This window comes from Nioella sp., assembly GCF_965215655.1.
Lineage (GTDB): Bacteria > Pseudomonadota > Alphaproteobacteria > Rhodobacterales > Rhodobacteraceae > Nioella.
Map to the genome: position 1 here is coordinate 2,872,796 of NZ_OZ244111.1, position 20,168 is coordinate 2,892,963.

Below are 20,168 nucleotides of genomic sequence, written 5' to 3' on the forward strand. Positions count from 1 at the left end.
CATGGGCAAGGTCATCTGCACCGGGCTTGGCCCCGGCGACCCCGACCTGATGAGCGTTCGGTCGGACAGGCTGATCCGGGGGGCGCGCCACCTCGCCTATTTCCGCAAGGCGGGCCGCAAGGGGCAGGCACGCCAGATCGTCGAGGGGATGCTGCGCGAAGACGTCACCGAACACGCGATGGAATACCCGGTCACCACCGAGATTTCCTTCAAGGACCCGGAATACAACCGCATCCTGTCCGAATTCTACGACGGCTGGACCGACCGGCTGGAAGCGCTGGCCGCAAGTGATGACGTCATCGTCCTGTGCGAGGGCGATCCGTTCTTCTATGGCTCCTTCATGCACCTGCATTCGCGCCTGCAAGGCCGGGTGGAGGTGGAGATTGTGCCCGGTATCACCGGCATGTCCGGCTGCTGGACGGCGACCGATATGCCGATCACCTGGGGCGATGACGTGCTGACCGTGGCGATGGCGACCTTGCCCGAGGAGGAGTTGGTCCGGCGGCTCAAGGACACCGACGCCGCCGTGGTCATGAAGATCGGGCGCAACCTGCCGAAGCTGAAACGGGCCTTGGAGGCCGCGGGGCGGCTCGACGATGCCTGGCTGGTGGAACGCGGGACGATGCCGAAACAAACAGTGCAGAAGCTGACCGATTTCGCGGGTGAGACGCCCTATTTCGCCATCTGCCTGCTGCACGGACAGGGCCGCCGGCCATGAGCGGGTGGGTCGTCGTTGCGGGGCTGGGGCCGGGGCGCGAGAGCCTCATCGTGCCGGAAGTGGCCGATGTGCTGGCCGAGGCGACCGACGTTGTCGGCTACATCCCCTATGTCCGCCGGGTGACCCCGCGACCTGGCCTGACGCTTCACGAATCCGACAACCGGGTGGAGCTTGACCGCGCCACACACGCGCTGGAAATGGCGGCCGAGGGCAAGCGGGTGGTCGTCGTCTCGTCTGGAGATCCCGGTGTCTTTGCCATGGCTAGCGCCGTGTTCGAGGCGCTGGAGGCAGGGCCGCAGGAATGGCTCACCCTCGACATCCGCGTATTGCCCGGCATCACCGCAATGCTCGCCGCCGCCGCCCGGATCGGCGCGCCGTTGGGGCATGATTTCGCGGCGATCAACCTCAGCGACAATCTCAAGCCATGGGACCTGATCGAAACACGCCTGCGCGCTGCAGGGGAAGCGGGCTTCGCGATGGCGTTTTACAACCCACGCTCCAAATCGCGCCCGCACCAGTTTGCCCGCGCTTTGGAGATCCTGCGCGAGGCCTGCGGGGAGGAAACCCTCATCTCCTTCGCCCGCGCGGTCAGCACGCCCGAGGAGGAGATCCGCACCGTCACGCTGGCAGAAGCCACGCCCGAGATGGCCGACATGCGCACCATGGTGATCGTCGGAAACCGCGATACACGGCGGGTGGGAAACTACGTCTACACCCCGAGATCGGCGCTGTGATCCAGCCAATCCATAACCGCACTGGCGCTTGTCAGGATGCGGCGGGGCGGCACCTGGGGCCGGTCGATCAGGATGACCGGCAGGCCCAGTTCGCGAGCGGCATCAAGCTTGGCGCGCGCGCCCGAACCGCCGCCGTTCTTGGCGACGATATGGGTGATGCGATGACGTTCCATCAGCGCGCGGTCGCCCGCCACGTCAAAAGGGCCGCGCGCGATAACAGCCTCGGCATCTGGCAGCGGCAACGGGTCTTTCGGCGGATCGACGAGGCGCAAAAGGTAGAAATTCGCGGGCTTCGCGGCAAAATCCGCCACATGCTGCTTGCCGATCGCCAGGAAAACGCGCGCCCCTTCGGACGGAAGGGCCGCGACCGCGCCGCCCATGTCCGCGACATGGGTCCAGCGGTCGCCCTCCCCCTCGGTCCAGCCCGGTCGTTCCAGTCCCGTCAACGCAACCCCCGCCTCGGCACAGGCGTGGACGGCATTCGTGCTCATCTGCGCGGCGAAAGGATGGGTTGCGTCGACCACATGTGTGATCCCCTCGGCGCGCAGATAGTCCACCAGCCCCGCCACCCCACCAAAGCCCCCGACCCGTGTGGGCAGGGGCTGCGCCATCGGCTTGTCGGTCCGGCCCGCGTAGGAGAAAATGGCATCCAAACCCGCCTCGGCCAGAAGGTGGGCGAGTGTGGTGGCTTCGGTCGTGCCGCCAAGCAGGAGGATGCGTGTCATGGCTGAACCCTGGTTGTCCCTGATCGGTCTGGGCGAAGATGGCCTGAACGGCTTGTCGCCCGCAAGCCGCGATGCCCTGGATGCGGCAGAAATCGTCTTTGGCGGGCCCCGGCACCTGGACCTTGCCGAAGTCGGGGACCGGGGCCGCGCATGGCCCGTCCCCTTCTCGGTCGAGCCTGTTCTGGCGCTCCGTGGCCGCAAGGTGGCGGTTCTGGCCTCGGGCGATCCCTTCTGGCATGGCGCGGGCGGATCGCTGTCGCGCCACCTTGCAGCGGACGAATGGCGCGCCTTTCCTGCGCCCTCCTGCTTTTCACTCGCCGCGTCCCGGCTTGGGTGGAAGCTGGAAGACACGATCTGCCTTGGCCTTCACGCCGCACCGTTCGAGCGGCTGACCCCGGTCTTGCACGACAGCGCCCGCGTGCTCTGCACCCTGCGCGATGGCGATGCGGCGGCGGAATTGGCGGATTGGCTGACCGCACAGGGCTACGGCGCGTCGCGTCTGACGATCTGCGAGGCGCTTGGCGGCCCGCGCGAACGACTGCGCGGCTGTCCCGCCGACGGCTTCGATCTTGAGGATGTCACCGCCCCGGTCCTCGCCGCCATCGATACCGAGGGCGCGCCCGGCCTGTCGCGCGCCTCGGGCCTGCCGGACGATCTTTTCCAAAGCGACGGCCAGATCACCAAGCGCCCGGTGCGCGCCCTGACCCTTTCGGCCCTCGCGCCCCGGCCCGGTCAGCACCTTTGGGACCTTGGGGCAGGGTCCGGCTCGATCTCCGTGGAATTCTGCCTAGCCGCCCCCGGCGCCACCGCCACAGCGCTGGAAACCCGCGCCGACCGGGCGGACAACATCCGCTTGAATGCCCGCAAGTTCGGGCTCGATCACCGGATCACAACCGTGGAGGGCCGCGCGCCCGAAGCGCTGACCGATCTTCCCGACCCCGACACCGTTTTCGTCGGCGGCGGTGCGACGGAGGATATGCTGACTGCCCTGTGGGACAGGATGCCGAAGGGCACACGTCTGGTCATGAACGCGGTCACGCTGGAAACCGAGGCGCTGCTGATCCGTTGGCACGGGGCCTATGGGGGGCACCTTTTGCGCGCGGAACTGGCCGAGGCCGGGCCGCTCGGCTCCATGCGCGGGTGGGATAGGGCGCGCCCCGTTCTGCAATGGGTGGTGACACGATGATCTGGGCCGGGATCGGATTGCGCGCAGAGGCGACAACGGCGGCGTTCGACGACGCGCTTGCCCGCGCGGGCTGCCGCCCCGATGCGCTGGCCTGCCTCACCATCAAGGCAACGCCCGCCCTCTCAGACTGGGCCAAGGCCGAGGACCTTCCCCTTACCCACCTGATCGAACAGGACATCGCGGGCGAGCGAACGCTCACCTGCTCCCCCCGGATCAAGGCGCGTTTCGGCACCGGCAGCGTGGCCGAGGCGCTGGCTCTGGCATCGGCGCGCAAAGGCGGCTACAGGGCACGCCTGATCGCGCCCCGCGTGCAAAGCGCCTGCGGCATGGCCACCATCGCGCTGGCAGAAAGGACTGACATATGACCGTTTACTTCATCGGCGCAGGCCCCGGCGCAGCCGACCTGATCACCCTTCGCGGGCGCGACCTGATCGCCGCCTGCCCGGTCTGCCTCTATGCCGGGTCGCTGGTACCAGAGGAGCTGCTGTCCCACTGCCCCGAAGGCGCGCGGATCGTGAACACCGCGCCGCTCTCGCTTGACGAGATCATCGCGGAGATCAAGGCGGCCCATGCGGCAGGCCATGACGTCGCGCGGCTCCATTCCGGGGACCTGTCGGTCTGGTCCGCCATGGGTGAACAGCTGCGCCGCCTGCGCGCGGAAGGCATCCCTTACGACGTGACCCCCGGCGTGCCCTCCTTCGCCGCTGCCGCCGCCGCTTTGGGCGCGGAACTGACGCTACCCGGTGTGGCGCAGTCGCTGGTCCTGACCCGCACCTCTGGCCGCGCCTCGGCCATGCCCGAGGGCGAGACACTGGAAAACTTCGCCGCCACCGGCGCGACGCTGGCCATTCACCTGTCGGTGCATGTGCTGGAGGACGTGGTGACGCGCCTGACGCCTGCCTATGGCCCCGATTGCCCTGTGGCGGTGATCTGGCGGGCAACATGGCCCGATCAGCGCATCGTCAAGGCAACGCTGGCCACGGTCGAGGAGGCCACGGGCGGCGAACGCGGGCGCACGGCGCTGATCCTCGTGGGGCCTGCTCTCGGCGCGGAGGATTTCGACGAAAGCTGCCTCTACGCGGGCGACTATGACCGCCGCTTCCGCCCCGTGGGCACCGACCCGCGCTTCCCGGAGACCGTGGACTGATGCCGCGCGGCCTCATCATTTCCGCCCCGGCTTCGGGCACCGGCAAGACCACCCTGACGCTTGGCCTGCTGGCCGCCCTGCGCGCGCGGGGCCTGACCGTGCAGCCGTTCAAGAGCGGCCCGGACTATATCGACCCCGGCTTTCATTCCGCGGCGGCAGGCCGGGCATCGGTGAACCTCGATACCTGGGCCATGGGCGAGGACATGATCGGCGGGCTGATTGGCGTTGCGGACGGCGCGGACCTGATCGTTGCCGAAGGCTCCATGGGGCTTTTCGACGGGGTGGCCACCGATGGCGAATGCGGCAACGGGGCCAGTGCGCATCTGGCGGCACTGACCGGCTGGCCGGTGGTTCTGGTGCTGGACACGTCCGGTCAGGCGCAGTCGGCTGCTGCCGTCGCCAAGGGCTTCGCCCTGATGCGGCCCGATGTGCGGATCGCGGGCGTGGTGCTCAATCGCGTCGCCTCCCCCCGGCACGAAGCGATGCTGCGCGCGGGCATGGCGGAGGTGGGGATCGAGGTGCTCGGCACCCTGCCCCGGCAGAAAGAGATCGAGATGCCCTCGCGTCACCTTGGGCTGGTGCAGGCCGGTGAACAGGCGGACATGCCGCGCATTCTGGACGCGGCGGCGCAGTTCGTGGCGGAGAATGTGGATCTGGACCGGGTGCTGGAGGCCGCAGGCGAAACGGTGCTGACCGGTGACACCGCTGCGATTACGCCCCCCGGCCAACGCATTGCGCTGGCCCGGGACGGGGCGTTTTCCTTCGTCTACCCGCATCAGTTGGATGGCTGGCACCGGGCGGGAGCCGAGATTCTACCCTTCTCGCCGCTCAACGATGAAGCCCCCGACGACAGCGCCGATATCTGCTGGCTGCCCGGCGGCTACCCGGAACTGCACGCGGGCGAGCTGGCTGCTGCCACAAGGTTTCGTAGCGGCCTGAAAAGCTTTGCAGACACCCGCCCCGTCCATGGCGAGTGCGGCGGCTACATGGCCATGGGAACGGCGCTGATCGACAAGGATGGCACACGGCACGGGATGGCGGGGCTGCTTGGCCTCGTGACCTCGTATGAGAAGCGCAAGATGCATCTGGGCTATCGGCTGGCGACGCTGCAAACTGCCATGCCCGGCCACGCGGCGGGCACGAGGCTGCGGGGGCATGAGTTTCACTACTCGACCATTCTAGACCAGCCCGACGCCCCCCTGGCCGCTGTGGTCGATGCAGGTGGCGCGGCAGTGCCTGAGACCGGGTCACGTCGGGGCAAGGCCACCGGCACCTTCTTTCACCTGATCGCGGAGGCCGCGCGGTAGCATGACCGGTTTCGTCAGTTTCGTCTCCTCCGGCCCCGGTGACCCCGAGCTTTTGACCCTCAAGGCGGTCGACCGGCTGGCCCGCGCTGACGCGGTGCTGTTCGACGATCTCAGCTCCGGCCCGATCCTCGCCCATGCCCGCGAAGGCGCGGATCTCATCGGCGTGGGCAAGCGGGCGGGCCGCCCCTCGCCCAAGCAGGATCATGTCAGCCGGTTGCTCGTGGACTATGCCAAGATCGACCAGAGGGTCGTTCGCCTGAAATCCGGCGATTCCGGCATCTTCGGGCGGCTGGAGGAAGAAATCACTGCGCTTCGCGCCGAGGGCATCCCCTATGAGATCATCCCCGGTGTCACCTCCGCTTCTGCCGCCGCTGCCGCGGCTGGTATTCCGCTCACCCGCCGCCTGACCGCGCGCCGGGTGCAGTTTGTGACGGGCCATGACGTGACCGGCGCGCTGCCCGAGGGGCTCGATCTGAAGGCCCTGGCCGATCCCGGCGCGACGACCGTGGTCTATATGGGTAAGCGCACCTTTGCGGCGCTTGTGGCCCGTCTGGTGGCCAAGGGCCTGCCCGCCGACACGCCCGCGCTCTACGCCGAATCCGTCTCGACCGAGAACCAGCGGCTGACCCGATCCACCGTAACGGACCTGGCAGCAGAGCTGATGACGTCCGACAGCAAGCTGCCCGGGCTGATCCTCTACGGACCGCTGGCCGATGGCGATGCCTGAGATCACACTAAGCGTCTGCACCAGCTGCGAGCTTGGGGCATCAGGCTTCGCGGACCGGTTGCGCGCGGCTCTTCCCGCGACGCCGCCTGTCGGCGTCAAGACCGTGGAGTGCATGTCAGGCTGTCCGCGCCCCTCGACGCTTTCTGTCCGTGCGATCGGAAAGACGGCCTACCTGTTTGGCGATTTGACCGAGACGGACCTGCCCCTGATCCTGGCATTCGTGCAGCTTTATGCCGACTCGCCCGACGGGAACTTCCCCGATGCCCGTGTGATCGGTGACCTCAGGCTCAAGGCCCTTGCCCGCATACCCGGCTGAGACGCGGATTTTGTCACCGAGGTCGTTTTCAGGCGCAAGCAGGCGTGTTTTGCGCATTGACCCGGCGAGTGCCCAAACGGCATAGTGAATTCGTGGTGTCCCAATAGTGCAAAGCATCGGGACTGAAACGGGAACGGGGAACGGGCGGACCAAGTTGCGGCGCCCATAGCCCCGACCGCCCCCGCGACTGTGAGCGGCGAGCGGCCTTTCATGAACCCACTGCCGGGGCTGTACGGCGCCGGTGGGAAGGGGAAAGGCTCGGCTGTGACCCGCGAGTCAGGAGACCGGCCACGAAACGTGAAACCAGAAATGCCGTCGGGTGTGACGGCAAGGAGAAAAGAAAATGTCGCAACTGATTGCCACCGGCTCCGCCACGCAGTCCAAGGTCCTCAGCATCCTCTTCGTCGCGCTTCTGGGCGCGGGCGTCCTGTTCCTTGCAGGTCACGCGCAATCCGCCGTGCTGCACGACGCCGCTCATGACATGCGCCACGCAACGGGCTTCCCCTGCCACTAAGGCAGCAGCACGTTACATCCCATGTTGATGCGTATGCTGGCCGGCGGGCTGATCGCCGGCTTTGCAGCAGGGTTGTTTGCAACCGTGCTGCATTTCGCTTTTGTGCAGGAGATCATCCTGCATGCAGAACTCTATGAATCCGGCGAGTTGGTCCATTTCGGGGAACCGATGGGCCATGGCGAGGAAGCAGGTCATGACGACCATGGTGGTCATGGCGAGGCGGGCGAGAGCTCTGCCTTCACGCGCAACCTGCTGACCGTTCTGTTCACCGGGCTCATCTATGCGGGCTACGGACTGGTGCTTGTCGCGGGCTACCAGGTTGCTGGCCTGTTTGGCCGCACGATCACCCCGCAGGAAGGCGTGCTTTGGGGGATCGCAGGCTTTGCCGCGTTCCAGCTGGCCCCTGCCATGGGGCTCGCCCCCGAACTGCCCGGCGCGATCGGCGCGGATATCACCCTGCGCCAGTATTGGTGGTTGGGCACCGTGGTGGCGACCGCAGGCGGCTTGGCCCTCATTGGCTATGGCCGGGGTGTGCTGACCGTGATCGCGGGGGCCACGCTGGTTGCCCTGCCCCACGCCATCGGTGCCCCGGTTCTGGACGAGTTCTTTGGCTATGCGCCGCCGGAACTGGCCGCCGAGTTCTCGGCCCGCGTTCTTGGCGTGGCACTGGCGGTCTGGGCGCTGCTCGGCTGGCTCACTGCCCGCTTCGCCGCCCCCGATCCCGACGCGGCCTGAACCGCTGGACAACCCCCATGCCCTCCGGCTACCCCCGGGGGGCATTTTTCGTGAGGCCCCCATGATCGCGCTCGACCTGATCGGCATCGGCACCGGCAACCCGCGGCACCTGACCTTGCAGGCCATCGACGCGATCAATGCGGCCGACCTGATCCTGATCCCCACCAAGGGGGCGGAGAAGGATGACCTTGCGGGCCTGCGCCGCCAGATCTGCGCCGATGTGCTGACCGGTCCTACGACGAAAGTGGTGGAGTTCGCCCTTCCCGTGCGCGACCCGGCGATCACCGACTACCGCGCCCGTGTCGATGCATGGCACGATGCGATTGCCGCGATTTGGGTTGAGACGATCCGCGCCAACCTCGGCGACGGCACCCGGGTGGCCTTCCTCGTCTGGGGCGACCCCTCGCTCTACGATTCCACGCTCAGGATCGCGGAGCGGGTCGCGCGTCTGCTGCCGCTTATGACCCGCGTGATCCCCGGAATCACCTCGATCCAGGCGCTGACGGCGGCCCATGCCATTCCTTTGAACGAGATCAATGGCCCCGTGGTCGTCACCACAGGCCGCCAGATCCGCGACAACGGGTTTCCAGCCGGGGCCGATACGGCGGTGGTCATGCTGGACGGCGAGCTGAGCTTTCGCATCCTGAACCCCGAGGGGCTGCATATCTGGTGGACGGGCTACGCCGGAATGGAAAACGAGATATCCCTGTCCGGCGCGGTTTCCGAGGTTACCGACAAAATCGTAAAGACCCGCGCAGAGGCGCGCGCCGCGCATGGCTGGATCATGGATATCTACCTGTTGCGCCGCAGCGCCCCTGCCTGAGCGGCGCGCGGCGAACGGCCTTGCAAGGCCGTTGAAAGGCCCTTGCAAGGGCCTTCCCCCGCGCAAGTTAAGAGCTCTGGAAACCGATCTTAAGTTGCGCGAAACCTGATGGAAATAAACCCCTTACGCGTATCAGAACGCTCTGGACGCCGCGACGGGGACAGCGCTACGCTCCGCGCCGAACGCATAGCCCGGAGCCACGCCCATGCATCTCGCCCGTTTCCCCCGCCTGCACCTCGCGCACCTGCCCACCCCTCTGGAACCGATGGAGCGCTTGTCGAAGGAACTGGGCTGCGAGATCTGGATCAAGCGCGATGACTGCACGGGGATGAGCACCGGCGGCAACAAGACCCGCAAGCTGGAATTCCTGATGGCCGAAGCGGTCGAGATGGGCGCCGACATGGTGATGACCCAGGGCGCCACCCAGACCAACCACGGCCGCCAGACCGCCGCCTTTGCCGCGAAACTGGGGATGGACTGTCATATCCTGCTGGAGGACCGCACCGGCTACAACAACGACAATTACAACGGCAACGGCAACGTGCTGCTTGACCACCTGCACGGCGCGACGACCGAGAAATTTCCCGGCGGCACCGACATGGTGGCGGAAATGGAGAAAGCCGCCGAGGCAGAACGGGCAAAGGGCAAAAAAGTCTACGTGATCCCCGGTGGCGGCTCGAACCCCACGGGCGCGCTTGGCTATGTGAACTGCGCGTTCGAACTGGTGGGACAAGCCAATGACCGCAGCCTCGTGATCGACCGCGTGGTCCATGCGACGGGATCGTCGGGCACTCAGGCGGGGCTGGTCACGGGGATGAAAGCGATCAATTCGGGCATCCCCGTTCTCGGCATCGGCACCCGCGCGCCGCAGCCGAAGCAGGAACAGATGGTCTACGACCTTGCCTGCCGCACGGCGGAGAAACTGGGTTGCCCCGGTATTGTCACGCGCGAGGACGTGATGGCCAATACCGACTACGTGGGCGAGGGCTACGGCCTGCCCACGGACAGCGGGCTGGAGGCCATCCGGATGTTCGCGGAACTGGAGGGCATCCTGCTGGACCCGGTCTATTCCGGCAAGGGCGCGGCAGGGCTGATCGACCTTGCGCGGAAGGGGGAATTCGACGGCCAGCGCATCGTCTTCCTGCATACCGGCGGGGCCGTGGGGCTCTTCGGCTACGATTTCGCCTTCCGGGGCTGAGCCATGCGCCGGATCGGCATCCTCGGCGGGATGGGGCCGGAGGCCACGATCCTGATGCAGCAGCGGTTGCTTGAGGCTGTTGTCGCAGAGGATGACTCCGATCACATTCCGCTGCTCATCGACATGAACCCGCAGGTGCCCTCGCGCATCGCGCATCTGATCGAGGGCACCGGCGGCGACCCTGCCCCGGTGCTGGCGGCGATGGCCCGGCGGCTGGAAACCGGCGGGGCCGAGGCGCTCGCCATGCCCTGCAACACTGCCCATTCCTACGCCGCCAGCATCACCGCCGCCGTCGATATCCCGCTGCTGAACATGGTCACGCTCTCGGCAGACCGGGCGGGCGCTGGCAAGGTCGGTATCCTCGCCTCCCCCGCCACGCGGATCACCGGCGTTTTCGACAGGGCGCTGGCCACGGTCGGCGCGACCCCGGTCTGGCTCAAGGATGACGCCCCCCTGCTGCACGCAATCCGCATCATCAAGGCCAATGGCGCAACGGTCGAGGCCCGCAATATTTTGCGCGCGGCGTCGGAGGAACTGCTGGCCATGGGCGCGGAAACGCAGCTTGTCGGCTGTTCCGAATTTTCGCTCATCGCAGAAGCCGCAAGCGCAGAAGCGCAGGTGATCGACACGCTCGACGTGCTGGTCGAGGCGGTCGTAAGCTTCGCAACGGCGAAGGGCTGAAACCGACCGAACGGGGGCCTTTCGCGTCGCCGCCCGGCAACCGGCGCCGTCCGTCCCGCCGCTACCCTGTTCCTGAGCACAACAGGAACGCGCCCATGTCCATCGCCATCCCCACCCCTTCCGACGCCTTCACCCGGCTTGCCGATTTCACCCTGCGTGGGCAGCCGGACACGATCCCACAAAGCACGATGGAGCGCGCCGCGCTCCTTTTGCTCGATACGCTTGGCATCTGCGCCGCAGCCGCCCCGATGCAGGCGGGCCAGATCGCCCGCGACACCACGCTGGCGCTCTACGGCACGTCGGATCCGGCCATGTCGGCGCCAATGCTGTTCGACGGGCGAAAGGCAAGCCTCGCCGGGGCGGCCTTCGCAGCGGCCACGCAGCTTGACAATCTCGATGGCCATGACGGCTACAACCCCACCAAGGGGCATATCGGTGTGGCGGTGGTGCCCGCGCTGTCGGTTCTGGCGCAGCACCTGCCGGGGCTGACGGGCCGCGAGGCGCTGGCGGCCCTCGTCACCGGCTACGAAGTGGCGGGGCGGGCGGGGACCGCGCTTCATGCCTCAGTCAGCGACTACCATACCTCGGGTGCGTGGAACACGCTCGGCGTCGTGGCGCTGGCTGCGCGGTTGCGCGGCCTGACGGACGAACAGTTGCGCCACGCGCTCGGCATAGCCGAATATCACGGGCCGCGAAGCCAGATGATGCGAGAGATCGCCAATCCCACGATGCTGCATGACGGGTCGGGGATGGGCGCGCTCGTTGGCCTGTCTTCCGCCATCATGGCCGAGAAGGGCTTCACGGGTGCACCTGCCATCACGCTGGAGGCGCCCGAGGTGGCGTCCCATTGGGCCGATCTGGGACAGGCATGGATCACCGAGGATCAATACGTGAAACCCTACCCGATCTGCCGGTGGGCCCATGCCCCTATCGACGGCGCGAAACTGCTGCGTGCGCGCCACGGGATCGACCACGAAAGGATTGCCCGCATCACGATCCGCAGCTTCGCGGAATCGATCGCGCTTTATCCCGGCATGCCCGACCATTCGGCACGGGCCCAATATGCGCTGGCCTTCCCGGTGGCGTGGATGCTGGTCGAGGGCCATATCGGGCTGGACCAGATTTCCGGCGACGGTCTTTCAGACCCCCGCGTCGCGCGGCTTGTGGACCTGACCGAAGGCGTTGTCGACGATCGCCATCAGGCGAAGTTCCCGGCGCGGGGTCGGTGGGCCGATATCGAGATTGAAATGCAGGATGGGTCCGTCTACGCCTCGGGCGATCTCAACGCCTCGGGCGGACCGGATGCGCCCTTCGATGCGAAAACGATCCGTGAGAAATACATGGCCTTCGCCGGTCCGGTCCTGGGTCAGACCAGAGCCGAGGCGATCCGCGAGGCGGTGCTGTCCCTGACCGCGTCTGACGCCCGCTTTGCCTCGGTCAATGAACTGATCACCCCGGCCATATAGCGCGGAACGGCTGACGGGGCCGCAGGCGGACGCGGGTGGGTGGGCGGGGCGTTCGCCTGCGGCCTCTTTTGCTCACCATGCCGGCGCTGAGCTTCCCAGATCACAGGCCGGCCGGTCCCATCTCATCGGCACCCCGGACAGGACAAGCGGCGGCAGCAACCGGCGCGCCGGTCCCCAATGGGTGGCTTCAGGCTCCGCACTGAACTCCGCCTCCCCGGCAGGTACAAAGCCCCCGCGCGCATCCGCCGGGTACTGCGCCAGCAAGGCCGCCGTGCGGGCGAGTGACAGGCGGGCATTCCTCAGCCCCCTGCCCGCGACCGCATCGCGCAACGCCGCGAGGGCGGCCCCCGCCATCAGGTAGCCCGTCGCGTGATCCAGTGCCTGAACAGGCAATGGCGTCGGCTTCCCGGCCCCAGACCATCCCATGCCAGCCTCGGCAATCCCCGCCGACATCTGCACGAGGCTGTCATAGCCACGACGCAACGCCCACGGGCCGGTCCAGCCGTAGGCGCAAAGCCGGATCTCCATCACCTGCGGCGCGACACTGGCCCGCCACTCTGCCCCTAATCCCAGTTTCTCCAACGCATCCGGGCGATAGCCGTTCACGAAGAGATCCGCCCCGGCCAGCAATTCCGCGAACCGCGCCTGCCCTTCCGGGCTGCGCAGGTCGAGCCGCGCACAGCGCTTGCCGAGCGTCACGTCGGGGGCGAGGCTCGGTTCCTCCCAATCCACCGGGTCGATACGCAGCACATCCGCGCCAAACCCCGCCAGCGCCCGCGTGGCCACCGGTCCGGCCAGAATGCGCGTCAGATCGAGAACGCGCAGCCCTTTCAAAGGCCTCTCCGGCGTCCCACCCCAGTCACGGATCTTCGCCGCGCGCGGGGCCTCCCATGTCACCAGCGGTTCGGAGTTCGCAGCGGAACCCTGCGGGTGCCTGCCCCATGCTTCGATGCTGCGCATCTCGGCCGCAACCCCGCCCTCGGTGACAACTGCTGTCTCCAGCTCCGCCGCGCTCCAGCGCGCTGCGGCGTGCGCCACCGCTTCACGCGTTTCCTCACATCCCAGGGCGCGGATCGCGGCGGCCCGGTGATGGGGCGCGTTTGTGTGCAGCTTGATCCAGCCATCCGCAGCCCGGTAATCTCCGGCGAGGTCATCCCAGGCGGGGGGCAGTTCCCACCCCTGCGGCGCGATGGAGAAGGAAAACCAGAGCGAGGCCAGCCGCCGGTTCACGGCAACCTTCGGGACGTCACCACCAAGGGCGGCCAGCAGAGCCGCCACCCCCTCACCGACCGCCGCCACTGAGGCCGAGGCCAGATCGCTGACCGCGAAACAGGACGGCAGGCTGCCCTGCCCGGTTTCCGTCCAGTCCCCGCTCAGGCCGAGTGCCGCGTCAATCTCTCTCATGCAAACAGATCCCCATACTCACTGCGCAACGCCGCTTTCTGCACCTTGCCCATGGTGTTGCGCGGCAGTTCCGGCAGCACGATCACACGCTTGGGCTGTTTGAACTTCGCAAGTTCCCCGGCCAGCGCCTCCTGAACGCCTGCTTCACTAACCTCCGCCCCGGCAAGGGGCACGACCACGGCCACCACCGCCTCTCCGAAATCCGGATGGGGCACGCCGATCACGGCGCTTTCAAGCACGCCGGGCAGATCGTCGATCTTCTCCTCGATCTCCTTGGGGTAGACGTTGAACCCGCCCGAGATGATCAGATCCTTCGCGCGCCCCACGATGTGAACATAGCCATCCTCGTCGATGCGCCCCAGATCGCCGGTGATGAAGAACCCATCTTCGCGCAACTCCTCCGCCGTTTTCTCCGGCATCTGCCAGTAGCCCGCGAAGACATTGTCACCGCGCACTTCCAGCACGCCGATCTCGCCCTGCGGCAGCGCCTCACCGGTTTCTGGGTCGCAGATCTTCAGTTCCACCCCCGGCAGCGGAAAGCCCACGGTGCCCGCGCGCCGGTCCCCGTCATAGGGGTTGGAGGTGTTCATGTTGGTCTCGGTCATGCCGTAGCGTTCAAGGATCGCGTGGCCGGTGACGGCGCGCCAGCGGTCATGGGTTTCCGCAAGCAGCGGCGCAGACCCTGACACGAAGAGCCGCATGCCCTTCGCGGCCTCGGCCAGCCCCTCTTGCTGCAAGAGCCGCGTATAGAAGGTGGGCACCCCCATCAGCGCGGTGGCCTCAGGCATCGCCGCCATGATCGCATCCGCATCGAAACCCGGCAGGAAAATGCAGGACCCGCCCGCCATCAGCGTCACGTTGGTGGCGACAAACAGCCCGTGCGTGTGGAAGATCGGCAGCGCGTGGATCAGCACATCCTGATCAGTAAACCGCCAGTAGTCGCGCAGGGTTTCCGAGTTCGACGCCAAGGCCCGGTGGGTCAGCATCGCTCCCTTGGATCGGCCCGTGGTGCCAGAGGTGTAAAGGATCGCGGCAAGGTCCAGCGGGCCCCTTGGCACCGGATCGAAACCGGGCGCTTCCGCGTCCCTTGCCTCGCGCAGGCTGCCGGAGCCGTCGGTGGCAATCGTCCTGATCTGCGCGACACCGCACGCTTCTGCGACCGGGGTCAGATCCCCAAGATTCGCGGGATCGCAAACGAACAGAGCCGGGGTGGCATCACCAAGAAAATAACGTATCTCGGACGGGGTATAGGCCGTGTTCAGTGGCAGAAAGACAGCCCCGGCCAGCACGCAGCCCACGTAAAGCTCCAGCATCTCCTGCGTCTTGGGGGCCTGAACGGCCACCCGGTCGCCCGGTTCCACACCCATGTTCCGCAGGGCCGAGGCCATGCGTCCGGCATTGTGGAAGAAGGCCCCGTAACTCACCGCACTCCCATCACTGGCATGTGTCAGGAAGGTCCGGTCCTCTTTGCCGGCAGAGGCGCGGCGCAGCCTGTGGGCAAGGTAATTGCTATCATACATCGGGCTGGTCCTTTCCTGTCGTCACCTTGTTCTGATGCTGCGAAACCGACCCCGACTGCAAGAGGCTCATCCCAGTGAGGTCACCGGGTCGATCGGGCCAAGCGGGCCGCCGCAGGCGGCCTCCACCGCGCGCGCCACCTGCAAAAGCCGCGCCTCGCCTCGCGGTGGACCGATCAGTTGAATACCCACGGGAAGGCCGCCATCCGATAGACCCACCGGCACGGACACCGCGGGCAGACCAACCGTTGGCGACAGGAAGGAGAATTTCAGCCAGTCGATATAGTCGGTCAGCGTCTGGCCATCCATCTCGCGCGGGAATTCCTCCTCCACCGGGCCGGGCATCAGCCCGACAACCGGGCAGGCCAGCACGTCGAAATGCGTCAGGAAGGCCGCCATCCGGTCGAAGAGGTCCGACTTGACCATATGGGCATGGGTCACATCATCGACCGTCAACTCACGCCCCTGTTGGATATTCTGGGCCAGCGTCGGTTTGTAGTGACGCTGGATATGCTCAGGCTCCCGCCCGGTGCCGCTGATCCACAGCAATCCCCGCAATGTCCGATAGGCCCGGTCCAGCCCCGGCAGCTCCGGGCAGTCCTCTTCGACGACACCCCCTGCGCGGGCCACCTGCGTCAAGGCGCGCCGAAGATGCGCCTCTACCGCCTTCGAACAGGGCGCGAAACCACCGAGCGTCGGCGCAAACGCGATGCGAATCTTTTCATCGGCGCGCAGCACGGCCTGTTGATAGGGGTCCTCCGGCGGCGGGAAGGAGATCGCCCAATCGGAATTGAATCCCGCCATGGCATCCAGAAACAGCGCACAATCGCGGACAGAACGCGCCATCGGACCCTGCACCGCCTCGGGGTGGAAGCGGTTGCCCGAGGGTCCGGGACTGACAAGACCGGGACTGGGGCGGAAGCCCACGACACCGCAGAAGGCGGCAGGCGTGCGCAGGCTGCCCGCAAGGTCGGAGCCATGAGAGAGCCACAGCTCTCCGGTGGCCAGCGACACCGCCGCGCCGCCGGAACTGCCACCCGCATTGCGCGACGTGTCCCACGGGTTGCGCGTCCGCCCGAAGACCGCGTTGAATGTGTTGGCGCCCGCTCCCATTTCCGGCGTGTTGGTCTTACCAAGAACCACGCCGCCCCGCGCCTCCAGCCTCGTCACCAGCGGGTGGCTGGCGGCAGGCACGTGATCGGCATAGCCGAGCGTCCCCCAGGTGGTGCGCACCCCTTCGACCGGGGTCAGGTCCTTGATGCCGATGGGCAACCCGGCCAGCCAGCCGGGATGATCTGCCAAGGCGGGGTCCAGAACCGCCGCCCGCGCGCGCGCCTCACAGGTCGTCACCACAGCGTTCACCGCAGGCTCCACCTCGGCGATCCGGGTCATGGCCGCGTCGATCAACTCGCCGGGCGAGACCTCGCCCGCTTTCAGCATCGCCACCACCTCATGCGCGGGTTTCGCGCAGACTTCCGGCCCCGTGAACTGCGTCCCGAACATATATTCGCCTCCCTGTTTCGCCTCACCATGGGCGATGCGTGTGGCAAAGAAAACCATGATGACGCGGGGTCTGGGCAATCGCTGCGCCGCACCGCATAATTGCCGCCCATGGGACGACGCCTGACCAGAAGCTTCGGCAGCACACCTGCCCTGCGATCACTGCTGGTGATCGTGGTACTGGCGGTTGGGATCAGCCTTGCCGCCCTGCCACGGCTGGAGCGCTATTTCCTTTTGCAATCAGCGGCGCGAGAGGAGTCGACCCTGCGGCTTGCCACCGAATCCCTGCGCGGCGCCCTCAACCGGACCGATGTGCTGCCCCGGCTGCTGGCCGAACGCCCGATTCTGGCCCGCATCCTGCGCGACCCGGACAATCAGGGGTTGGTGCCCTATGCCAATGAACAGCTGCGCCAGACGGCCCTGACGCTGAACGTCGCCGATATCTGGGTGATGGACGGGGACGGGCTGACCATCGCCGCCAGCAATTACCGGCGCGAGACCTCTTTCGTTGGCAGGCGGTTCGATTACCGGCCCTATTTCACCGACGCCCTGACCGAAGGGCGCGGCCGGTTCCATGCGCTTGGCACCACCTCTGGCCAGCGCGGCTACTATTTCGCCGCCCCGATTCTGGATGGCACCGAGATCGTGGGGGTCGTGGCGGTCAAGATCCTGATGGATGAGTTCGAGGCCACCTGGCGCGATAGCCCCAACACCATCGTCGTGACCGACCCCAGCAACGTGATTTTCCTGTCCGACCGCACCGATTGGCATTTCAACAGCCTCGGGCCGATCCCCGAACCGGCGTTGGACACGATCGCCGCCACGCGGCAATACCCGCTGGACCGGTTACAATTGCTGCAAACCGAACGGCGCGCCCTGACACAAGGCCATGATCTGCTGACCGTCACGGGGGGCAACGGGCGCGAGGAGTTCGTCACCAGCACCGGGCTGATCGCCGCCGTCGGCTGGCGCGTGTCGGTTCTGACGCCAACCGGCCCGGCTTTGGTTCAGGCCCGCCAGACCATGGCGCTGATCGTGCTCGTCTTCCTCTTTGCCGGGCTGGTCGCGGTCCTGTTCCTGCAACGGCGCGCGCGGCTGGTGGAACGGCTGGAACAGCAGCGCCAGCACCGCGAACAATTGGAACGCCGTGTGGCCGAGCGCACCGCCGATCTCAACACGGCCAATGCGCAGCTGGTGCAGGAGGTGGAAGAACGCCGCGCCACCGAGCAGCGCCTGCGCCAGACCCAGACCGAACTGGTGCAGGCGGGCAAGCTTGCCGCCCTTGGCCAGATGTCGGCGGCCCTGAGCCATGAGTTCAACCAGCCGCTGGCCGCCGTCAAAGCCTATGCCGAGAACGCCGCCACCTTCCTCGACCGCGACCGGTCCGAGGACGCGCGCAAGAATGTCGGGCTGATTTCCCAGATGGCCGACCGGATGGCCTCGATTTCCAAGCATCTGCGCAACTTTGCCCGACGGCCACAGGAAAAGATCGGTCCGATTCCTCTGGTGGCTGTCTTGGGCGATGCGCTCGACCTGATGGCGCCCAAGCTGAAGGCTGCCAAAGCAACGGTCCACTACGATCCGCCCGCGCAGGACATCATGGTGATGGGCGGGCGCGTGCGGCTGCAACAGGTTCTGGTGAACCTCCTGTCAAATGCGCTCGACGCGATGGAAACGCTGGAGAAGCCCGAGATCGAGATCGCTGTTCTCAGCGACGGCTCCCGGCATAGGGTGGAAGTGCGCGACCGGGGTCCGGGGCTGACCGAAGACACGCTGACCCATATCTTCGATCCGTTCTTCACCACCAAAAGCCCCGGCAAGGGTCTGGGCCTTGGCCTTTCGATTTCCTACAATATCGTGCGCGATTTCGGCGGCACTCTGGCCGCCCGCAACCATCCCGAGGGAGGCGCCGTGTTCATCGTCGATCTGGCCGTTGCGCCCGTTCAACAGGCGGTGGCCGCCCAATGACCCACGAAACCATTCTCTTTGTCGATGACGAGGATCACTTGCGTTTGGCGGCGGAACAGACGCTGCATCTGGAAGACCTCGATGTGACCTGTTTTTCCGACGCGGCAACCGCGCTGTCGCATGTGGCGCGGGACTTTCCGGGCATACTGGTCACCGATATCCGCATGCCCGGTATGGACGGGCTGACCCTGATGGCCAAGGCGTTGGAAATCGACCCGGAGTTTCCGGTGATCCTTGTCACCGGTCACGGCGATGTGGATCTTGCGGTTCAGTCGATGCGCGACGGGGCCTATGATTTTCTTGAAAAACCCTATGCCCCGTCCCGGCTGGTGACGACCGTGCGCCGAGCGCTGGACAAGCGGCGGTTGACACAGGAAAACCGGGCGCTGCGGCGGCAGGTGGGCGCGCGCGATGTGATTGAATCGCGGCTGACCGGGCGGTCAGAGGTGATGACAAAGCTGCGCGCGCAAGTCCGGGCCATTGCCGCGACCGAGGCCGATGTGCTGATCCAGGGCGCGACCGGCACCGGCAAGGAGGTCGCGGCCCGCGCCATCCACCGCGCCAGTGCCCGCGACGGCAAGCCCTTCGTCCATATCAACTGCGCCGCCCTGCCCGCCGATCTGATTGAAAGCGAGCTTTTCGGGCATGAGGCAGGCGCCTTCCCCGGCGCCACCCGCGCCCGGTTTGGCAAGTTCGAACACGCGCGCGGCGGCACGGTCTTTCTTGATGAGATCGACGCGATGAGCCAGCCGGTGCAGGCCAAGCTGCTGACCGCGATTCAGAACCGGACGGTGACGCGATTGGGGTCGAACGACCCAGTCACGCTCGACATTCGGATCATTGCCGCGTCCAAGCACGATCTGGCGGCTGAGGCTGAGGCAGGCCGGTTCCGCCCCGATCTGCTCTATCGGCTAAATGTCGTCACCCTGCGCATCCCCGATCTGGAGGACCGGCGCGAGGATATTCCACGGCTCTTCACGCATCTGGTGGCCGAAGCCGCTGCCCGCTACAAGCTGCCGATCCCGGAAATTCCCGGTGCCGTGCTGACCGCCGTTTCTGCCCGCAAATGGACCGGCAATGTGCGCGAGCTGCGCAATGCAGCGGACCGCTTCGCATTGGGGCTTGATCTGGATATCGGCGACCCGGTGTCAACTGGCACAGAGGGCCGCAGCCTGGCCGACAGCTTGGCAGAGCATGAGAAATCCCTGATCGCCGCCAGCCTGACGGCGCATGGCGGCAGCCTGAAAGACACCTATGAATCGCTCGGGCTGAGCCGCAAGGCGCTCTATGAGAAGATGCAGAAACACGGGCTGTCGCGCGGGTCATTTACCGACGAGGGCTGACACATCCGCGCGATGTGTCGCCTTCGGAACACCCAAAGGCCCGGTTTGTCCCCTGCGCGACCCATCCGTCAGGTTTTCTTTGCATGGCCGCCATTTCCCGCTTGCAAGGCAGTTGAACCGGAAGCGGCCTTTCCCGCTACTGCGCCGTGCATGGCCCGC

General features: G+C 66.6%; 20 protein-coding genes and 1 riboswitch. Of the genes, 16 read left to right on the top strand and 4 right to left on the bottom strand.

Annotation, left to right across the window (positions count from 1 at the left end; genetic code table 11):
* The first annotated feature begins 1 nt into the window (after position 1).
* Positions 2-718, top strand: coding sequence for a precorrin-2 C(20)-methyltransferase (gene cobI, locus ACOOEX_RS14265; protein WP_420395449.1), 717 nt, complete (start codon positions 2-4; stop codon positions 716-718).
* Entirely contained in the window at positions 715-1,452 is a 738-nt protein-coding gene (cobJ, locus tag ACOOEX_RS14270; protein WP_420395450.1) for a precorrin-3B C(17)-methyltransferase, read from the top strand. Before cobI ends, cobJ begins: the two co-directional genes overlap by 4 nt.
* Here cobJ and ACOOEX_RS14275 read toward each other — a convergent pair.
* Entirely contained in the window at positions 1,428-2,177 is a 750-nt protein-coding gene (locus ACOOEX_RS14275; protein WP_420395451.1) for a cobalt-precorrin-6A reductase, read from the bottom strand. The genes cobJ and ACOOEX_RS14275 overlap by 25 nt on opposite strands.
* Here ACOOEX_RS14275 and cbiE point away from each other — a divergent pair.
* From cbiE to ACOOEX_RS14335, 12 genes are all read left to right on the top strand, one after another.
* Positions 2,176-3,363, top strand: coding sequence for a precorrin-6y C5,15-methyltransferase (decarboxylating) subunit CbiE (gene cbiE, locus ACOOEX_RS14280; RefSeq protein ID WP_420395452.1), 1,188 nt, complete (start codon positions 2,176-2,178; stop codon positions 3,361-3,363). The two genes, ACOOEX_RS14275 and cbiE, sit on opposite strands and share 2 nt — an antisense overlap.
* Complete coding sequence (locus tag ACOOEX_RS14285; RefSeq protein ID WP_420395453.1) at positions 3,345-3,728, top strand: cobalamin biosynthesis protein; 384 nt, start codon at positions 3,345-3,347, stop codon at positions 3,726-3,728. The genes cbiE and ACOOEX_RS14285 overlap by 19 nt, the downstream gene beginning before the upstream one ends.
* Entirely contained in the window at positions 3,725-4,510 is a 786-nt protein-coding gene (cobM, locus tag ACOOEX_RS14290; RefSeq protein ID WP_420395454.1) for a precorrin-4 C(11)-methyltransferase, read from the top strand. The genes ACOOEX_RS14285 and cobM overlap by 4 nt, the downstream gene beginning before the upstream one ends.
* Positions 4,510-5,817, top strand: a complete 1,308-nt coding sequence (locus ACOOEX_RS14295) for a cobyrinate a,c-diamide synthase (protein ID WP_420395455.1) — start codon at positions 4,510-4,512, stop codon at positions 5,815-5,817. The genes cobM and ACOOEX_RS14295 overlap by 1 nt, the downstream gene beginning before the upstream one ends.
* 1 nt (position 5,818) lies before the next feature.
* Positions 5,819-6,544 carry a uroporphyrinogen-III C-methyltransferase gene (cobA, locus tag ACOOEX_RS14300; protein ID WP_420395456.1) on the top strand — a complete coding sequence of 242 codons (726 nt, stop codon included), beginning with the start codon at positions 5,819-5,821 and terminating at the stop codon, positions 6,542-6,544.
* Entirely contained in the window at positions 6,537-6,860 is a 324-nt protein-coding gene (locus ACOOEX_RS14305; RefSeq protein WP_420395457.1) for a DUF1636 family protein, read from the top strand. The genes cobA and ACOOEX_RS14305 overlap by 8 nt, the downstream gene beginning before the upstream one ends.
* Before the next feature lie 76 nt (positions 6,861-6,936).
* Positions 6,937-7,168, top strand: a riboswitch (cobalamin riboswitch).
* 35 nt (positions 7,169-7,203) lie between these two features.
* Positions 7,204-7,374, top strand: a complete 171-nt coding sequence (locus tag ACOOEX_RS14310; RefSeq protein WP_071690660.1) for a CbtB domain-containing protein — start codon at positions 7,204-7,206, stop codon at positions 7,372-7,374.
* A 21-nt stretch (positions 7,375-7,395) separates the two neighbouring features.
* The gene (locus ACOOEX_RS14315) at positions 7,396-8,109 is read left to right on the top strand and encodes a CbtA family protein (protein ID WP_420395458.1); all 714 of its coding nucleotides are present in this window, start codon (positions 7,396-7,398) and stop codon (positions 8,107-8,109) included.
* Positions 8,110-8,170: 61 nt separating this feature from the next.
* Positions 8,171-8,932 carry a precorrin-6A synthase (deacetylating) gene (cobF, locus tag ACOOEX_RS14320; protein ID WP_420395459.1) on the top strand — a complete coding sequence of 254 codons (762 nt, stop codon included), beginning with the start codon at positions 8,171-8,173 and terminating at the stop codon, positions 8,930-8,932.
* A 205-nt stretch (positions 8,933-9,137) separates the two neighbouring features.
* On the top strand, positions 9,138-10,130 hold the full coding sequence (locus tag ACOOEX_RS14325; RefSeq protein ID WP_420395460.1) for a D-cysteine desulfhydrase: 993 nt from the start codon (positions 9,138-9,140) through the stop codon (positions 10,128-10,130).
* Between the two features lie 3 nt (positions 10,131-10,133).
* Positions 10,134-10,811 carry an aspartate/glutamate racemase family protein gene (locus ACOOEX_RS14330; RefSeq protein ID WP_420395461.1) on the top strand — a complete coding sequence of 226 codons (678 nt, stop codon included), beginning with the start codon at positions 10,134-10,136 and terminating at the stop codon, positions 10,809-10,811.
* A gap of 95 nt (positions 10,812-10,906) precedes the next feature.
* Positions 10,907-12,277 carry an MmgE/PrpD family protein gene (locus tag ACOOEX_RS14335; RefSeq protein ID WP_420395462.1) on the top strand — a complete coding sequence of 457 codons (1,371 nt, stop codon included), beginning with the start codon at positions 10,907-10,909 and terminating at the stop codon, positions 12,275-12,277.
* A gap of 72 nt (positions 12,278-12,349) precedes the next feature.
* Here the strand turns inward: ACOOEX_RS14335 and ACOOEX_RS14340 are convergent, their stop codons facing one another.
* The 3 genes from ACOOEX_RS14340 to ACOOEX_RS14350 form a co-directional block, all read right to left on the bottom strand.
* On the bottom strand, positions 12,350-13,681 hold the full coding sequence (locus tag ACOOEX_RS14340; protein ID WP_420395463.1) for a CoA transferase: 1,332 nt from the start codon (positions 13,679-13,681) through the stop codon (positions 12,350-12,352).
* Positions 13,678-15,201: a malonate--CoA ligase gene (locus tag ACOOEX_RS14345; protein WP_420395464.1), complete on the bottom strand. Its 1,524-nt coding sequence runs from the start codon at positions 15,199-15,201 to the stop codon at positions 13,678-13,680. Before ACOOEX_RS14345 ends, ACOOEX_RS14340 begins: the two co-directional genes overlap by 4 nt.
* A 66-nt stretch (positions 15,202-15,267) precedes the next feature.
* Complete coding sequence (locus ACOOEX_RS14350; protein ID WP_420395465.1) at positions 15,268-16,779, bottom strand: amidase; 1,512 nt, start codon at positions 16,777-16,779, stop codon at positions 15,268-15,270.
* Positions 16,780-16,809: 30 nt separating this feature from the next.
* Between ACOOEX_RS14350 and ACOOEX_RS14355 the strand changes: the two genes are divergently transcribed.
* Both ACOOEX_RS14355 and ACOOEX_RS14360 read left to right on the top strand, forming a co-directional pair.
* Positions 16,810-18,666, top strand: coding sequence for an ATP-binding protein (locus tag ACOOEX_RS14355; RefSeq protein WP_420395466.1), 1,857 nt, complete (start codon positions 16,810-16,812; stop codon positions 18,664-18,666).
* Positions 18,663-20,009: a sigma-54-dependent transcriptional regulator gene (locus ACOOEX_RS14360; RefSeq protein WP_420395467.1), complete on the top strand. Its 1,347-nt coding sequence runs from the start codon at positions 18,663-18,665 to the stop codon at positions 20,007-20,009. Before ACOOEX_RS14355 ends, ACOOEX_RS14360 begins: the two co-directional genes overlap by 4 nt.
* The last annotated feature ends 159 nt before the right edge of the window (positions 20,010-20,168 follow it).

What these genes read in the sequence shown, in the direction of transcription:
- cobI (WP_420395449.1), top strand. Translation starts at nt 2, where the DNA reads ATGGGCAAGGTCATCTGCACCGGGCTTGGCCCCGGCGACCCCGACCTG.
- cobJ (WP_420395450.1), top strand. Translation starts at nt 715, where the DNA reads ATGAGCGGGTGGGTCGTCGTTGCGGGGCTGGGGCCGGGGCGCGAGAGC.
- cbiE (WP_420395452.1), top strand. Translation starts at nt 2,176, where the DNA reads ATGGCTGAACCCTGGTTGTCCCTGATCGGTCTGGGCGAAGATGGCCTG.
- ACOOEX_RS14275 (WP_420395451.1), bottom strand. Translation starts at nt 2,177, where the DNA reads ATGACACGCATCCTCCTGCTTGGCGGCACGACCGAAGCCACCACACTC.
- ACOOEX_RS14285 (WP_420395453.1), top strand. Translation starts at nt 3,345, where the DNA reads ATGGGTGGTGACACGATGATCTGGGCCGGGATCGGATTGCGCGCAGAG.
- cobM (WP_420395454.1), top strand. Translation starts at nt 3,725, where the DNA reads ATGACCGTTTACTTCATCGGCGCAGGCCCCGGCGCAGCCGACCTGATC.
- ACOOEX_RS14295 (WP_420395455.1), top strand. Translation starts at nt 4,510, where the DNA reads ATGCCGCGCGGCCTCATCATTTCCGCCCCGGCTTCGGGCACCGGCAAG.
- cobA (WP_420395456.1), top strand. Translation starts at nt 5,819, where the DNA reads ATGACCGGTTTCGTCAGTTTCGTCTCCTCCGGCCCCGGTGACCCCGAG.
- ACOOEX_RS14305 (WP_420395457.1), top strand. Translation starts at nt 6,537, where the DNA reads ATGCCTGAGATCACACTAAGCGTCTGCACCAGCTGCGAGCTTGGGGCA.
- ACOOEX_RS14310 (WP_071690660.1), top strand. Translation starts at nt 7,204, where the DNA reads ATGTCGCAACTGATTGCCACCGGCTCCGCCACGCAGTCCAAGGTCCTC.
- ACOOEX_RS14315 (WP_420395458.1), top strand. Translation starts at nt 7,396, where the DNA reads ATGTTGATGCGTATGCTGGCCGGCGGGCTGATCGCCGGCTTTGCAGCA.
- cobF (WP_420395459.1), top strand. Translation starts at nt 8,171, where the DNA reads ATGATCGCGCTCGACCTGATCGGCATCGGCACCGGCAACCCGCGGCAC.
- ACOOEX_RS14325 (WP_420395460.1), top strand. Translation starts at nt 9,138, where the DNA reads ATGCATCTCGCCCGTTTCCCCCGCCTGCACCTCGCGCACCTGCCCACC.
- ACOOEX_RS14330 (WP_420395461.1), top strand. Translation starts at nt 10,134, where the DNA reads ATGCGCCGGATCGGCATCCTCGGCGGGATGGGGCCGGAGGCCACGATC.
- ACOOEX_RS14335 (WP_420395462.1), top strand. Translation starts at nt 10,907, where the DNA reads ATGTCCATCGCCATCCCCACCCCTTCCGACGCCTTCACCCGGCTTGCC.
- ACOOEX_RS14340 (WP_420395463.1), bottom strand. Translation starts at nt 13,681, where the DNA reads ATGAGAGAGATTGACGCGGCACTCGGCCTGAGCGGGGACTGGACGGAA.
- ACOOEX_RS14345 (WP_420395464.1), bottom strand. Translation starts at nt 15,201, where the DNA reads ATGTATGATAGCAATTACCTTGCCCACAGGCTGCGCCGCGCCTCTGCC.
- ACOOEX_RS14355 (WP_420395466.1), top strand. Translation starts at nt 16,810, where the DNA reads ATGGGACGACGCCTGACCAGAAGCTTCGGCAGCACACCTGCCCTGCGA.
- ACOOEX_RS14360 (WP_420395467.1), top strand. Translation starts at nt 18,663, where the DNA reads ATGACCCACGAAACCATTCTCTTTGTCGATGACGAGGATCACTTGCGT.